The organism is Pseudomonas sp. S44 (assembly GCF_016624805.1).
GTDB classification, from domain to species: Bacteria; Pseudomonadota; Gammaproteobacteria; order Pseudomonadales; family Pseudomonadaceae; genus Aquipseudomonas; species Aquipseudomonas machongensis.
This window is the reverse complement of sequence record NZ_JACVTY010000024.1, coordinates 19,927-34,432: the sequence shown is the minus strand read 5'-3', so window position 1 is coordinate 34,432 and position 14,506 is coordinate 19,927. Positions and strand designations below refer to the sequence as shown.

General features: G+C 63.8%; 12 protein-coding genes. 8 read left to right on the top strand and 4 right to left on the bottom strand.

Going from position 1 to position 14,506, the window contains the following annotated elements:
- Nucleotides 1-24: 24 nt before the first annotated feature.
- Genes IAE40_RS17865 through IAE40_RS17840 form a run of 6 tightly spaced genes read left to right on the top strand, consistent with a single transcriptional unit; the run spans nt 25 to nt 6,493 of the window.
- Nucleotides 25-1,362: an LLM class flavin-dependent oxidoreductase gene (locus IAE40_RS17865; protein WP_054892727.1), complete on the top strand. Its 1,338-nt coding sequence runs from the start codon at nt 25-27 to the stop codon at nt 1,360-1,362.
- A complete protein-coding gene (surE, locus tag IAE40_RS17860) occupies nt 1,359-2,297 on the top strand; it encodes a 5'/3'-nucleotidase SurE (protein ID WP_200603620.1) in 939 nt (312 codons plus the stop codon). The genes IAE40_RS17865 and surE overlap by 4 nt, the downstream gene beginning before the upstream one ends.
- Nucleotides 2,294-3,307: an LLM class flavin-dependent oxidoreductase gene (locus tag IAE40_RS17855; RefSeq protein WP_200603619.1), complete on the top strand. Its 1,014-nt coding sequence runs from the start codon at nt 2,294-2,296 to the stop codon at nt 3,305-3,307. Before surE ends, IAE40_RS17855 begins: the two co-directional genes overlap by 4 nt.
- Nucleotides 3,304-4,335 (top strand): LLM class flavin-dependent oxidoreductase, encoded by a 1,032-nt coding sequence (locus tag IAE40_RS17850; protein WP_153773062.1) that lies wholly within the window; start codon nt 3,304-3,306, stop codon nt 4,333-4,335. The genes IAE40_RS17855 and IAE40_RS17850 overlap by 4 nt, the downstream gene beginning before the upstream one ends.
- Nucleotides 4,336-4,371: 36 nt before the next feature.
- Nucleotides 4,372-5,367: an LLM class flavin-dependent oxidoreductase gene (locus IAE40_RS17845; RefSeq protein WP_153773061.1), complete on the top strand. Its 996-nt coding sequence runs from the start codon at nt 4,372-4,374 to the stop codon at nt 5,365-5,367.
- Nucleotide 5,368: 1 nt separating this feature from the next.
- Nucleotides 5,369-6,493 carry an LLM class flavin-dependent oxidoreductase gene (locus IAE40_RS17840; RefSeq protein ID WP_054892722.1) on the top strand — a complete coding sequence of 375 codons (1,125 nt, stop codon included), beginning with the start codon at nt 5,369-5,371 and terminating at the stop codon, nt 6,491-6,493.
- Here the strand turns inward: IAE40_RS17840 and IAE40_RS17835 are convergent.
- Nucleotides 6,471-7,547: a sigma-54 interaction domain-containing protein gene (locus IAE40_RS17835; RefSeq protein ID WP_200603618.1), complete on the bottom strand. Its 1,077-nt coding sequence runs from the start codon at nt 7,545-7,547 to the stop codon at nt 6,471-6,473. The genes IAE40_RS17840 and IAE40_RS17835 overlap by 23 nt on opposite strands.
- A gap of 146 nt (nt 7,548-7,693) precedes the next feature.
- Here IAE40_RS17835 and IAE40_RS25770 point away from each other — a divergent pair, with 146 nt between their 5' ends.
- Nucleotides 7,694-8,071, top strand: a complete 378-nt coding sequence (locus tag IAE40_RS25770; RefSeq protein WP_234465183.1) for a hypothetical protein — start codon at nt 7,694-7,696, stop codon at nt 8,069-8,071.
- Here the strand turns inward: IAE40_RS25770 and tssM are convergent.
- Genes tssM through vasI form a run of 3 tightly spaced genes read right to left on the bottom strand, consistent with a single transcriptional unit; the run spans nt 7,995 to nt 13,629 of the window.
- Nucleotides 7,995-11,603 (bottom strand): type VI secretion system membrane subunit TssM, encoded by a 3,609-nt coding sequence (gene tssM, locus IAE40_RS17825; protein ID WP_200603617.1) that lies wholly within the window; start codon nt 11,601-11,603, stop codon nt 7,995-7,997. The genes IAE40_RS25770 and tssM overlap by 77 nt on opposite strands.
- Entirely contained in the window at nt 11,603-13,066 is a 1,464-nt protein-coding gene (tssA, locus tag IAE40_RS17820) for a type VI secretion system protein TssA (protein WP_197891462.1), read from the bottom strand. Before tssA ends, tssM begins: the two co-directional genes overlap by 1 nt.
- Nucleotides 13,054-13,629, bottom strand: coding sequence for a type VI secretion system-associated protein VasI (vasI, locus tag IAE40_RS17815; RefSeq protein ID WP_232233457.1), 576 nt, complete (start codon nt 13,627-13,629; stop codon nt 13,054-13,056). Before vasI ends, tssA begins: the two co-directional genes overlap by 13 nt.
- A 360-nt stretch (nt 13,630-13,989) precedes the next feature.
- On the opposite strand from vasI, the gene tssB reads away from it, so the two are divergent.
- A complete protein-coding gene (gene tssB, locus IAE40_RS17810) occupies nt 13,990-14,493 on the top strand; it encodes a type VI secretion system contractile sheath small subunit (RefSeq protein ID WP_153773056.1) in 504 nt (167 codons plus the stop codon).
- Nucleotides 14,494-14,506 lie beyond the last annotated feature (13 nt).

Genomic DNA, 14,506 nt, shown 5'->3' with positions numbered 1-14,506 from the left:
CCGAACGCTTGCACGGAGGCTGTCATGACCCGTCGCACCGACCAGCTCAAGCTGGGCGCATTTCTCGCCAACAGCGGTCACCATGTGGCCGCCTGGCGCCACCCCCTGGCCCAGGCCGACGCCAGCCAGGACTTCGAACATTTCAAGGCCATCGCCCGCAGCGCCGAACGGGGCAAGTTCGATGCACTGTTCATTGCCGATGTGGTGGCGCTCTGGGGCCATCACCTCGATGCCCTGAGCCGCACCGCGCGTGCCGAGCACTTCGAGCCGCTGACGTTGATGTCGGCACTGGCGGCGGTCACCGAGCGCATCGGCCTGATCGCCACCGCCACCACCAGCTACAACGAGCCGTACCATATCGCCCGCAAGTTCGCCTCCCTCGATCACCTGTCCAAGGGGCGCGCCGCCTGGAACCTGGTGACTTCGGTGGTTGCCGACGAAGCCTGGAACTTCGGCCGCGAGCAGCACATCGACCACACTGACCGCTACCAGCGCGCCGAAGAGTTCCATGACGTGGTCAAGGGCCTGTGGGACAGTTGGGACGACGATGCCTTCGTCCGCGACAAGGCCAGCGGCCGCTACTTCGACCCGGACAAGCTGCACACCCTGAACCACAAGGGCGCGCACTTCTCGGTGCGTGGCCCACTGAACGTGGCTCGCCCACCCCAGGGGCACCCGGTGCTGGTGCAGGCCGGCGCCTCGGAAGCCGGCAAGGCCCTGGCGGCGCGGGTGGCCGAAGTGATCTTCGCCGCACACCACGAGTTGCCCGCCGCCCAGGCCTTCTACCAGGACATCAAGCAGCGTGCTGCAGCTTTGGGCCGCGATCCCGAGCACATCAAGATCCTGCCTGGCGTCACCCCTTTCATCGCCGATACCCGCGAACAGGCCCAGCAGTTGTTCGAACAGTTCCAGGCCCTGATCGACCCGGTGCTGGGCCTGCGCCTGCTGGCCGACACCCTGGGTGAAGACATCGACCTCTCCGGCCACGACCTCGACGGCCCGTTGCCCGACACCCCGCCCGGCCAGCGCGGCAGCCGCCGCGACCAGGTGCTGCAACTGGCCCGGCGCGACAATCTCAGCATCCGCCAGCTGTACCTGCGCCTGGCTGGTGGCAACCCGGTGATCGGCACGCCGAGCGATATCGCCGACAGCTTCGAGCAGTGGTTCCAGGCCCGAGCCTGCGACGGTTTCAATGTGTTCTTCCCCTACTTTCCCGGCGCCATCGACACCTTCGTCGACCAGGTGATCCCGGTGCTGCAGCAACGTGGACTGTTCCGCCTCGACTATGCCGGCAGCACCCTGCGCGAACACCTGGGCCTGCCGCGCCCGGCCAACCGCTTCAGCACGCGGGCCCCGGCATGAAGGCCCTGGCCGGCCTGGTGCTGGCGGCGGGCGTGATCAGTGCATCGCCTGCCCTGGCCCTGAATATCCTGCTGAGCAACGACGACGGCTACCAGCATCCGAACATCCGCGCGCTGTACAGCACCCTCAAGGCCGCCGGACACGCCGTGCGCATCGCCGCTCCCAAGAGCGAGCAAAGTGCGCGCGGCGGTGCCTTCTACTACGGACGCGAAGTCAGCATCGGGCGCGACGACGACCCCGCCTACCCCGACAGCTACTTTCTCGCCACCCACGAGCAAGGCCCCTGCACCAGCCCGATCTGTGCCGGCCAGAGCGTCAGCATCGAGATCAGCGCAACACCGGTGATGGCCGTGCTCATGGGCCTGAAGAAGGTCATGCCCGATCCGGACCTGGTGATCGTCGGCCCCAACCCCGGCAACAATGTCGGCGCGATCAACCTCGCCTCGGGCACCTTCAACGCCGCCAGTGCGGCGCTGCAGACCGGCGTGCCGACCCTGGCGGTAAGTACCGACCTCAAGGATCACGACCCTCAGCGCACCGCACGCTTCGTGCAGCGCCTGGTGCAGGCGCTGGAGCAACAGCGCCCGGCCGACGGCAAGCTGCTGCCCGCTGGCATCGGCCTCAACATCAATCTGCCCGCCGGCAGCGAGGTCAAGGGCATTCGCCTGACTCGCATCGGCCGCTACGTGGGTTTCGACACGCAATACACCGACGACCTGGGCAGTTTCGGCGCAGCGCTTTCCGGCAAACCCGGCATCGGCTTTTCCCGCAGTGCACCTGCCAGCGACACCGAGCAGGACGACGAAGCCGTGTGGCTGGCCAAAGGTTACCTGACCATCAGCCCCTTCAGCGGCCTGCTGCAGTCACCTGCCGCCACACCCGCCCTGCAACGGCTCAGCGCCCTGCCCGCCCCCGACCGAGGACAGACACCATGAGCGGTGGTTTTTCACTGGGTTTTCTCACCCGCGTCTACCAGCCGCAGTTCGACGCCAAGGTCTACCGCGAGACCCTGGAGCTGTTTCGCGTTGCCGAAGAGCTCGGCTTCGACAGTGGCTGGGTGGCCCAGCACCATTTCGCCAGCGAACAGGGGCGCCTGCCCTCGCCGCTGGTGCTGCTGTCGGCCATCGCCCAGCGCACCCGGAGAATCCGGCTGGGCACGGCGATCATCGTCCTGCCCCAGGAGCCGCCGCTGCGCCTGGCCGAAGATGCCGCCGTACTCGACCTGCTGGCCGACGGGCGCGTGGAATTGGGCCTGGGTGCCGGCTTTGACCCAGACACGTTCAGCGCCTTCGGGCTGAACCCCGAGCAGCGCCACGGGCGCTACGAAGACCACCTGCAACGCTTGCACGATGCCCTCGGCAACGCCGCGCTCAACGACCAAGGGCTGCAACTGCGTCCTGCGGCTCGCGGGCTTGGCCAGCGCCTGTGGGAGGCCACTTCACGGGTGGAGCAGGTGGCCGCACGTGGCAACGGCCTGATCATGGCGCCCAACCCGCACCTGCCGGTCGAGGCCGGCGTGGAGCTGGTGCAGCGCTATCGCCAGGGCTGGCGCAGTGATCACCTCACAGCGCCGCGCGTGGTGCGGGTGCAAGCGGTGTTCCCAGAGGGTGGCGACGACACCGCGCTGCGCCAGGACATCCAGGCCTATGTGCGCCGCCAGCAGGCCATCGGTGTGCTCGACGCCTCCCTGGGCGGCGATCTGGGTGCAGTGCTCGAACGCCTCGGCGTGCTGCATGGCAGCTCGACGCAGATCGTCGAGGGGCTGCGCCGTGGCCCACAGCTGGGTGTGCACGACCAACTGGTGGTGCAGGTGCAGACCACCAGTACACCGCTGCGCGAAGCGATCCGGGCCCTGGAAATCCTGCGCCAGCACATCGCACCGGCGCTCGGCTGGCGCCCTGGCGTCGCCATTAACCGACCTCTCGTGGAGCCCGTGCAAGCATGACCTTATCCCCGCAAAAACCCTTCAAGCTGGGCTTTCTCAGCCACGCCTTCGGCGAGGACCCACGGCAGGCCTATCGTGACCTGCTGGAGCAATTCGAAGTGGCCGAGGCCCTGGGCTTCGACGGCGGCTGGATCGCCCAGCACCACCTGAGCAGCGGCTTCGGCCAACTGCCTTCGCCCCTGGTGTTGCTGGCCGCGGTAGCCGAGCGCACGCGACAGATCGAGCTGGGCACCGGCGTCATCGTGCTGCCCTTCGAAGACCCGATCCGCCTGGCCGAAGACGCCAGCGTGCTGGACAGCCTCAGCGGCCAGCGGGTGCAACTGGGGCTGGGCAGCGGCGGCGCCAACCTCGACAACTTCACCGCCTTCGGGCTGGATCCAGCACAACGCCAGGCGCACTTCGAAGCCCAGCAACAGCAGTTGCAGCAACTGCTCGAAGGCGCGACCCTGCACGCCGACCTAAGCCTGCAACCGCCCGCCTGCGGCTTGCGCCAGCGCCTCTGGCACTCCCACGGCAGCGTCGCGGGTGCCGCGTATGCCGCCCGGCAAGGCAACGGCCTGCTGCTCGGCACCGCCACCCACGACCCGCTGACCGTGCAGAAACCCCTGGCCGACGCCTACCTGCATGCCTGGCGCGATACAACCCGAGCGCCACGTATCGGCGTGGTCCGTGCGGTGTTTCCCGCACACGACCGGGCCAGTGCCCAGGCGGAACTGGCCATCGACATCGAACGGCATGTACCGCGCCTGCGCCGTGAGGGGTTGATCGACGAGGCGCTGGACCTGGACGCGCATCTGCGCCTGATGAACGTGCACCACGGCGCCCCCGACGACATCGTCCACAGCCTGCGCCAGGACCCGGCGCTGCTGGGCTACGTCGACTACCTGATCGTGGTCACCCAGGCCGAAAGCTCGACCCAGGCCCAGGTGCTCGAACGCCTGCGCATCATCGCCGAAGACATCGCACCCGCGCTCGGCTGGCGAGCGAAGCACGGGCTGGCTACTCAGCCGCAGGCGACGGTGGGATGATGGTGACCTCTTTCTGCCGCCCGACGGAGCGTGGTCATGGCCCTTGAATTCAGCTGGCAACTGCCGCTCTGCGGCCCGGCTGCGGCGCACGGCGGCGTGACAGGCCCTGGGCACTGGATTCAACTGGCCCAGGCGGTCGAATATGCCGGGCTCGATGGCCTGTGGATTCCCGGTGGCGCGCAGTGCCTCGACAGCCTGGGCATAGCCGCAGCGCTGTGTGCACACACCCGCCATGTGCGCTTGACCGTCAGCATACCGCCGCAAGTGATGCTGCCAGCAGCGCTGGCCAGTACAGTGCAGAGCCTGCAGTCGATCAGCGCCAACCGCGTGCGCCTGCACCTGCCAGACGGCGAACAGAACAGCCTGCGCCAGGCGTTCGGCGACTGGCTCAACCGCGACCAGCGCAACGAGCGTATTGGCGAATACCTGGAAATCCTCGGGCGCCTGCTGCGCGGCAGCGACCCGGGCTTCACCTACAACGGTCGCTATTTTCAGCTGGAGAACGCAGGCTTCGCCTGGCGCGACCTGCCCGCACCGCCCATCGTCCTCGACGACAGCCAAAGCCCTGCGCTGATCGCCAGCCACGCCCAGGCCTGCCTGCTGCGCCCGGCGCCACCCGCCTGGCTGCGCCAGGCCATTGCCCGACAGCGCGACGCCAGCCCCGAACCGGCGTTGGCACCGACGTTCGCCTGCACCCTCGGCCTGATACTCGCCGACACCGAAGCGCAAGCCTGGGAAGCCGCCGCCCGCCAACTGCCTGCACCACCCGCCGACCGCGCCGACAGCGTGACGCGGTTGCAACGCGACGGCCACCCGCTACGCCGCTTCGAGGTGCACCCCAACCTGCTGCAGCAGGCCCCCGATCAACCGCTGTACCTGGTCGGCACCGCGCAGCAACTCGCCACCCGCCTGCAAGAGCTGCACGGCGTAGGGATCGAGCATATCGTCATCCAGGGCCAGCCGACGGTCAGCGAGGTGCTGCGCTTCGGCGAGCAAGTCCTGCCCCTGCTGACCCGCAAGGAGAGCGTCTGAGATGTACAAGCCCGCGCACAGGCCGATCGAGATCGACTGGTTCCTGCCCACCAATGGCGACGGCCGTCACCTGACCAGCAGCGGCCTGCCCAAGGTCGGCCTGTTCCAGCAGGGTGAACGCGCGCCGACCCTCGACTATTTGCGCCAGGTGGTACGCGCCGCCGAGCTCGGCAACTTCGACGGCATCATGGTGCCCACCGCCAGCGGTTTCGAAGACCCCTGGCTGATCACGGCCGTGCTGGCCCAGGAGGTACAGCGCCTGCGCTTCCTGCTGACGGTGCGTCCGGGGCTCGAACTGCCCGCCTACAGCGCCCACCGCGCCGCGACCCTGCAGTTGCTCAGCAACGGGCGCCTGGACCTGCATGTGGTCAGCGGATCGAGCCGCTTCGAGCAACGCTCGCTGGGGGATTTTCTCGAGCATGACGAGCGCTATGCACGCACTGCCGAGTTCCTCCAGGTGTTCCAGGCCGTCTGGAGCGGACACGGTCAACCCCATCACGGACGCTACTACCGCAGCGGGGGCGGCAGCCCGATCGCACCTCAGGCAGCAGCACCGGCGATCTATTTCGGCGGCGCATCCAACGCCGCCGAACAGGTGGGCGCAGCCCATGCGCAGACCTACCTCATGTGGTGCGAACCGCCGCAGATGATCGCCGAACGCATCCTGCGCATGCGCGAGCTGGCGGCAACTCGCGGACGCACCTTGCGCTTCGGCTTGCGTTTGCACGTGTTCGCCGCGCCCACCGATGAGCAAGCCTGGGCGCATGTGGAGCGGTTGCTGGAGGAGATCCCCAAGGAAGCCATCGAGCAGGCGCAACTGCAGATGGCCGCCTACGAGTCGGTCGGCCAGTCGCGCCAGACCGGGCTGGTCAAGGGCCGTGGACGACGGGCGCGTGAGCTGGAGGTTTCACCCAACCTCTGGGCCGGGGTCGGGCTGGTGCGGGGGGGCGCCGGCACTGCGCTGGTGGGCAGCTACCAGCAGGTCGCCGACCGGATCGAAGCCTACAGCCAACTGGGCGTGGAGTGTTTCGTGCTGTCGGGCTTCCCGCATCTGGAAGAGGCAATTCACCTGGGGGCCGAGCTGGTGCCGTTGTTGCGGCGGATCAGCCCGGCGTGCGGCCCTTGAGCATGCCGTGATTGACCAGCAAGGTGCGCATGGCATTGCGGGTGATGCCCAGCAACGCCGCCGTGCGCAGCTGGTTGAAGCCGCAATAGGCAAACGCTTCGCGCACGATCAGGTCTTCGATGTCGTGCAGCAACGCCTCTCCAGGGACCTCGAACAAGCGCAGCAACTGTTCGCGCATCACCTCCTGGGGCAGCGTGTGCACGTTGCCCGCACTGGCCCTGGCCACACTCAGCCCAGCGGAAAACTTCAGGTGCTCCGGGCGGATCGGCTTGTCGCCGGCCACCAGCAATGCCAGGTGCACAACGTTTTCCAGCTCACGGATATTGCCCGGCCAAGGATAGTCGAGCAGCGCCTGGGTCGCCGACTCGGAGAGCATCGGTTCACTGATGTTCAAGCGCGCGCTGTAGAGCCGCCGAAAGTGTTCCACCAACGGCAGGATGTCGAGGGGCCTTTCGCGCAGTGGCAACACGGCGACCTGGGCGACGTTGATGCGATAGAAGAGGTCCAGGCGAAAGTTGCCCGCCTCCACCGCCTGCTCCAGGTCAACGTTGGTGGCGGTTACCAGGCGGATGTCGATCTTCACGGGCTTGCGCGAGCCGACCCGCACCACCTCCTGCTCCTGCAGCACACGCAACAGCTTGACCTGCAGCGCTAGCGGCAGATCGCCAATCTCGTCGAGAAACAAGGTGCCGCCGTCAGCCTCCTCGAACCAGCCGGCACGACGGCCCGTGGCGCCGGAAAAGGCCCCGGCCTCATGGCCGAAGAATTCGCTTTCGGCGAGCGTTTCGCTGATCGCCCCGCAATTGACCGCCACGAAGGCGCCACGACGGCCGCTGGCCGCATGCAGGTAACGGGCGACCAGCTCCTTGCCGGTGCCGGTCTCACCGTTGATCAGCACGGGCACTTCACTGGGCCCGACCCTTTGCAGAAACTCCAGCAGTTGGCGCGAACGCGGATCGGCGAAGACCAGGGCCTTGGCCCGAATCGACAGGGGATCCTTTTCCCCTTGGGGGAAGGTCAGGATCGGGCTCGAATGTCCCTGGGGGCCGCTCATGGCAAGGAGTTCCAGCGTAGGTCGCGATCGGAAGGTGACGCTACTTTAGCGAGCCGCGGTTATAACCAGAAATATTTAAAAAGCATTACCACAAAACTTTTATTTCTGAGCGTCGAGTCCCGGCTGTCTTGGACACATGATTTTTGGTGCACACCGCCGACTCGGACCACCTTGCCAGCGTCGAGACCTTCATCAACGCCCTGCGCGGCAGTGGTAAAGCGTTCATCCACACCTCCGGCTCCAGCGTGGTCGGCGACGACGCGTGGGGTGCCTATGAACGGGAGGCGATCTTCACCGACGAGACGCCGTTCGAGCCGATGGACATTCGTCGCGACCGTGTCGCGATCAACCAACGCGTGCGCAATGCCGACGTGGAGCTGGCCTGCGCACAGCATTTCAAAGGTCTCACTCGCTCATGCATTTGCATGAGCGAGTCCCTTACATCGCTTATAGGCCAGCCTGCGTGGTTGGCGCCAACCTGGGCGATTGCTGCAACAGTCCACGCGGCAGCCGGAAACCTTTGAACGGCTGTTGAGTAATGGGATTGAAAGCCTTCTCAGCGCTTAGCCGATAACGCATCACGCCATCGCCGGTCCTGAAGCTCAGGTCCACACTGGTCGCCGTGCGCCCATTGAGCGATCCGCGGCTGAGCAAACGAAACATCGACCAGGGGCCGCGGTATTCCAAACTACTGCTATTGCCGTTCTGTCTGAGCAAAGTCAGGTTGCTACGCACGTGCTGCCCCAAGGTGTTGGGCCAGACGATACCGGTGATCTGGCGTGGACCATGGGTGTATGAAATAAGCTGCCCATCAAGATCCAGCAGACTGGTGCGCTGGTTGGCGCTGAGCCCCAGCGGCTCGATGCTGAACTGCACGCTCAGGTTGCCGCGCTGATCGAAGAAGGTTTCACGGATGCGATCTGCCAACTCCAGCTGTTCAATCACGTCGCTGCGAATCAGCGGGTGCCCTTGCTCGCCGGCCTGCAAGGCTTCGAGGTTATCCTTCAGGAAGACCTTGAGATATTGATCATTGAACTGCTGCAGCCGCCCCTTCGGTCCGAAGAACGCTTCGAAGTCGTCCAGGGAAGCATCGGGCGCTCGTACCACGAAGGGATAGCGTCCGGCCAGACGCTGCTGGAAGAAGCTATACACCTCGGCATCCCAGCGCCGCTCCAGTTCGCGCAGCGCTTCGACGTTCAGCACCTGTGCCGTTTGATCGGCCACTTTCCTGACCTGGTGGTTGATCGGCTCCGGCAGGCCGGTAGCGACTCGTTGCAAGGTGCTGATTGGATCTTGCCCTGTCATCGCGAAACGTTGATGCACGGCCCGAAGTGCAGCCTTACCTCTGTCCGGACTGTCCTGCACCGCCTTGGCATAGTCATGGACAGCCGCAATGGCGCCCAGGGTTTCATCGTAGTAACTGGGCTTCTCACCCGTTGCCCGCAGCATGCTACCCAGCCCTGCAAAAGTACGCTGGATTGCCCACGCCTGTTGTTGCTCTGGTTTGTCGGCTCTCGGTCGCAACGCCTCAGCCTCCCCAGAGACCTCAACGCCCACAGCCGATGAAAGCGATGCGTTGTCCTTTACAGTCTCCAACAGCCGATGCAGGGGTGCGGCTGGGCCGGTGAACTGCTGCAACACCTCAACCCCATGATCCAGATCGCGGAAGTCAGCCACCGAGAAGGCATTCAAGGCCCGCCGCCAACTGTCGATGAAATCAGCGCTGTACAAGCTGCGCAGCCTTTCTCCCAGCGCCTCTCGGTCGGCATCCGAGTAATCAAGCTGGCCGCGCTCACCCAGCGCCCATTCGTCGACCATCGCCAATTCGGCGAAGCGCTGGCTGCGCGGCTCGAAGTATTCCTTGAAGCCCTTGGCGGTAAGCATTGGTGCCAGCAACAGCCCTTCACCCTGCCTGGCACCGACAGCGGGCTGATACACCACATCGAACGCTGGCCCAACCTGATGACGCAGGTCCAGACCTGCATGCAACTGCTCCCCTGCCTGCTGCTTGAGGCTCGCATAGACTCGCTCTGGCAGTGGCACCCTGCGCAAGGTCTGCTGCACCTCGGCGATACGCTGTTTGTACTGCGGCAGTTCGGTATCGGCATAGGCCATGGCGTACTTCAGGTGCCGCATAAGGTCACGTTGCAGTTGCCCTTGGCCGGGAAACTTTTGCTGCCACTGGCGGGCCATCCAGTCCTCGACCCATTCGGGTCGGCGATTGCGCCGGTCCTCTAGCATCCTGTAAACCCTGAGCGCTGCCATTTGCTGCTCACTGCCTGGGGACGCTGCATCCATGGCCTCAATTACCCCACTGGCCAAGGCCGGCAGAAAGCGTTTCGAGAGCAAACTGAGGTAGGCCTCATCGACGCGGGGTCCGATGGCACGCCCCTGATACAAACCTAGATCAGCCACACCCGGCCACGCGGCACGATAGTCGCCAAACACCGACACAGCGTCGCGAATCTGGTCCAGCGGTTCCAATAGGTTGCGCCCGGTCGGATCCAGGCGCTGATCCACTTGGTGATGACTGTATTCCTGGCTTTTGGCGAGCACGTTGGCAGCCTTGGCGCCATTGATATCGAAGTAGCGTTGCCAGCTGGCGATTGAGACGAAAACAGCCAGTGCACCGACACCCGTTCCAACCCAGAGCAACTGCCGCTTGCCGCGCGCCACTCTGATGTTGTCGCCGGCAAGCCCGGCCTCCTGATAGATGACCCGCCTGAACGCGTGCTGGATGAAATAGGCCAGCGCCTTGCCCTGGGTCTTGCCTTCAAGTAGCGGAGGCGTCGTTTTGTAGGGCTGTGCCGCCTCACGAACGAACGCATTGAGCATGTCGCCTTGTTGTACGACCGAAGACCAGTACACGCCGCGCACCAGGGCCGGCGTGGTGAAGCGATCGCTTGCCAGCGTTTCTTTCAGGAAGCCCAGCAGTATGGGACGCAGCCCGACCAACTGAGCGTGCAATGAGAACAGACGCGCGCGCAGTGACGCGCCGCCCAACGTATCGAGGCGATCCACCACCTGCTCGAACAATTGGCTGATCAATTGATCGTAGTAGTCGCCATACTCGTCCAACCAGGCGTCGAAGGTCGTAGCCGCATCGAGCTTGAAGGTGAAGCCCAGCATCTTTTCCCGGGAGGCAGCGGGAACCCCTGCGTAAAGCTGGTCAAAACCATCCAACAGATCGAACTTGCTCAGCACCACATACAGCGGCAGGCGCGAGCCCAATTGGCTACTCAACTCATACAAGCGGGTGCGCAAGACATGTGCCAGTGCAACGCGCTGCTCTGGCGTGCCGTGCAGTAGCGCAGGCAGGTCGACAACCAGCACCACGCCGTTGAGAGCTCTCTGGCTGCGGTTGCGTACCAGCCAACCCAATAGGTGCTGCCACAACCTGGCCGGGGTACCAGGCGGTACTGCCGGTGCCTCTGCCGCTTCGCCCGGCGAAACCGATCGCGACTCTTGACTGATGAAGGCGCCCGGCGGATCAATGATCACCGCATCGTTGCTCACCCACCAACCGATCGGGTACGCCAGCGCTTGCACTTGTCGGCCACGCGCCTGCGCCTTGTCGATGCGAGTCAGAGAGAAACTCTGTTCGGTACGGTCGATGAAGCTGGTTTTACCCGCGTGCTGGTCACCCACCACCAGGTACCAGGGCAATCGGTACAAGGCGTGTCGCCCACCGGCATTGTGCAGAAATCGCGAAAGCCCTTGGTCCAATGCCTTCTCTTGCGCTTGAACGAACGGCAACGTTTGATCCAGCTCCGCGGCCACAGCCTGATTGCGCTCTGCCTGCAGGCGGCGATTACGCCCGCGCAGCACAACCAGCCAGCACAGCAGTGGCACCAGCACAAGCACCAGGCTTGCCAGCCCTCGATGAGCCACACTGGCCAACGGTTGCTGTTCACGCCACGTCCATTGCGGACCGAGCCACCAGATGGTAACGAGCATCAGCACAGCACCCAGCGCAAGCAGCAACGGCATCGCCAGACCAATACGCGTTACCAGCGGCAAGCCCCAGCGTTTGAGTTGCGTCCATAATTGCTTCATCAAGACTCCTGTTCCTTGCTCCGTTCAACCAGCAACTGGGGAGCGGCATACTGCTGAAGCCGCTGAAAGACCTCTGGCTCCCATGCGCTGGCGGTGGTGTGCTGCATCGTCCGGGCAACGCTTGCGCACAGGTCCTGCGCCAGCCAGGACACTCCCCGCGCCGCCAGCAAGTCAGCAGCGATCACCGTGGTATGGCAGCGCTCCCGAGGCGTTCGCAAATCCGCCTGCATTCCCTGCAGTCTGAGCAGAACCGGTTCGACGCCAGCGGTTTCCAGTTGGCCGGTCAACTCTTCGCGCAGGCTTGCAAACTCCTGCGCGCCTGCGTCCTGATCGGATTGCCCCTGGGAGCCCTTGAGCCAGGCCAGGCATTGGTCATCCACGAATACCCGGCCGTCGCTGAAGCACAATTGCTGCAACGCTGGCATGCGCAGCACGAACCGTGCGGTGGCAGCGCGAATGGCCTCCGCCACTTCGCCCATCGCCAACCGGGTTGCGGCAGTCGCCGCGAGGAAGCTGCCGCGAATCCAGTAAGGGCAGGCCGTTACGCTCTTTTCGATCCGCTGCAGCAACGCCGCGTCAATCGTCGTACCCGCGATAGCCTCTTCATAATCACCGGCGATATCCTGCGGAACGGCCATCAGCTCCGTCCGATTGCCCTGCCTGGTCTGCGGCGCAACCTGAATGTGTGCCCACAGGCCGAATCTGCGTAACTGGTAGCCGGTAGGGTCATAGGGGTCCTGTTGATTGATGAGCTCGGCCATGCTCAATACCGCACGCCGCGTTTCTCGCTCATTGCCCAGCGACACCCGCGGCACTGGCGTGGCGATGACTTGCGCCAGGGATGCAGGTTTGGTGCTGGGTGTAGAAGCCGCAGGCGCGATAGGCTCGCCAGCCCCGATGGCCAGCTCCAGGTGTTTGCGTAACAAGCACTCGAGCTCGTCCAGAGCAGCGGCATCCAGCAGCGCGGTGTGTTGTTGCTGCTGCAGACGCTTCAATCCGTCCTCAGCCATTGCGGCATGAGAGGCGTTGTAGGTAAAGCGGTCCAGCCGCGGCAGCGCCTCGATCAAGCGGGTGACCATCATCCCGACCAACTTGCGCTTGCCCAGGTAGCCCTTGGGGCCGGGCTTTGGATGAGCGGTTTCCCAATAGCGCTCAACAACGCCCGCCAACAATGCCAAGGTGAACCCCCAGCGCTCCCAGCAACCATTGCGCAGCCATGCCGCACTCAGGTGGGCAACGATCCGCAAGTGCTTGCACTGCTCGCTCAGGTACTGCCGGGACGCCTCTTCGATGTAGACCCAGTCGATCGAGGTTTCCTGCAGCCCACCCAGCTTGACCATCTCCTGGTCTATGGCCTGGTACGTCTCGTCCTCCACATCAAACAGGCCAGCGGGTGTCTGTGGGTCGATCGGCGCAAGCAGCCGGGCGATCTCTTCAGCCGAAACCTGTGCTACCAGCGACATGTCTTGCGCGCCTCATTGATGAGCGGGTCAAGTCCCTGGGCGTCAAAGATCAAGCCATCGACGGCCGGGTTGTCGCTCTGGACGTGGATGCGGTGAGCGCCGATCAGTTGCTTGATCTGCTCGATTCCCGGTAAACCTCGACCAGCGTCGAGTACCTGACCGTTTTCCATCACCTGCCATGGCGTCGCTTGGGTCGCGCGCTGCTCACCCTGCAACCGCACGTTCACCCGTCCCACATCGACAGGGCGGCCGAGCACCAACTGCAACCTGGAGATGTTCTGCACACAGCTGATGACCAGGTACGGAGCCGGCGTTGCCGATGCGATGGCGGGCGCGGAAATCAGCAAGCCCTCCGCTTGAGCGTTGAGGCGAAACGTCAGGTCCTCTGGCGGCCGGCTTGCTTCGTGAGTCAACACGCGGCGTACCGTGGGTGAGTCCTGCTCTGGCGCGGACCACTCCACCGGCTCAACGCGAGGCGGTGTTCCGGCGGACTTGTCAAAGCATGCCAGGCGCTCGAGGTTAGACACGATCCGCGGGCAATCTTGATCAGCGTATGCGTCCATCGGCATACAACCAAACAGCAGGAATACTCCTACACCGCATGTAATCCGGTTAATCACTGCAAGCAACTTCTCGCGCTAGATTCTTAATTATCCAAAACCAGGCTTACGCACAACTCAATATTTAAACCCACCTGGAAACTGGCGAAATCGTAGGCCATAAGCACGACAAATAACAAACAAATATTATGTTACAAATTCTCGCTCGACCAAATAACTCCATGCGATGCAAGGTTTTTATAGATGGAATCCCCTCCTAACAACACAGTAAAAATCCGCGCATTCCAGAAAGAACTTTCCTACAAGACAATGTAGGAAATTTCAGTAATCACGGAAACTTCCTACAGACTAAGGACAGATCATATGGCTAAAAATATTGGTTCAGTCGCGCCCAAGGAACGTATAAATATCAAATATGTTCCGGCCACTGGAGATGAACAGGCCGAAATAGAGCTTCCCCACAAGATGTTGGTCATGGGCGATTTCGGCTTGGATGACAACCGTGCGCTGGAAGACCGTCCAGTCATGCGCATCCATAAACACACCTTCAACAACGTGCTGAACGACGCCGACGTAAGCCTGGGCATGTCCGTACCTTCCATGCTCAACGCAGCACCAGGCACAGAGCTCGCCGTGCAGTTGCAGTTTCGGTCGATCAACGACTTCGGGCCAGACCGGATCGCCCGCCAGGTACCGGAGCTGAACAAGCTGCTGGAGCTGCGCGAAGCCCTGGTTGCCCTCAAAGGGCCGTTGGGCAATGTGCCTGCGTTTCGCAAGCAACTACAGCACCTGCTGAGCAACGAGCACGCCCGAAAGCAGCTCGCCCAGGAACTGGATCTGGTGCTCGAAGCACCAAAAGAAGACTGAGACAGCGGAGCGT

What these genes read in the sequence shown, in the direction of transcription:
- IAE40_RS17865 (WP_054892727.1), top strand. Translation starts at nt 25, where the DNA reads ATGACCCGTCGCACCGACCAGCTCAAGCTGGGCGCATTTCTCGCCAAC.
- IAE40_RS17840 (WP_054892722.1), top strand. Translation starts at nt 5,369, where the DNA reads ATGTACAAGCCCGCGCACAGGCCGATCGAGATCGACTGGTTCCTGCCC.
- tssM (WP_200603617.1), bottom strand. Translation starts at nt 11,603, where the DNA reads ATGAAGCAATTATGGACGCAACTCAAACGCTGGGGCTTGCCGCTGGTA.
- IAE40_RS17845 (WP_153773061.1), top strand. Translation starts at nt 4,372, where the DNA reads ATGGCCCTTGAATTCAGCTGGCAACTGCCGCTCTGCGGCCCGGCTGCG.
- IAE40_RS17835 (WP_200603618.1), bottom strand. Translation starts at nt 7,547, where the DNA reads ATGAGCGGCCCCCAGGGACATTCGAGCCCGATCCTGACCTTCCCCCAA.
- tssB (WP_153773056.1), top strand. Translation starts at nt 13,990, where the DNA reads ATGGCTAAAAATATTGGTTCAGTCGCGCCCAAGGAACGTATAAATATC.
- tssA (WP_197891462.1), bottom strand. Translation starts at nt 13,066, where the DNA reads ATGTCGCTGGTAGCACAGGTTTCGGCTGAAGAGATCGCCCGGCTGCTT.
- vasI (WP_232233457.1), bottom strand. Translation starts at nt 13,629, where the DNA reads ATGGACGCATACGCTGATCAAGATTGCCCGCGGATCGTGTCTAACCTC.
- surE (WP_200603620.1), top strand. Translation starts at nt 1,359, where the DNA reads ATGAAGGCCCTGGCCGGCCTGGTGCTGGCGGCGGGCGTGATCAGTGCA.
- IAE40_RS17850 (WP_153773062.1), top strand. Translation starts at nt 3,304, where the DNA reads ATGACCTTATCCCCGCAAAAACCCTTCAAGCTGGGCTTTCTCAGCCAC.
- IAE40_RS17855 (WP_200603619.1), top strand. Translation starts at nt 2,294, where the DNA reads ATGAGCGGTGGTTTTTCACTGGGTTTTCTCACCCGCGTCTACCAGCCG.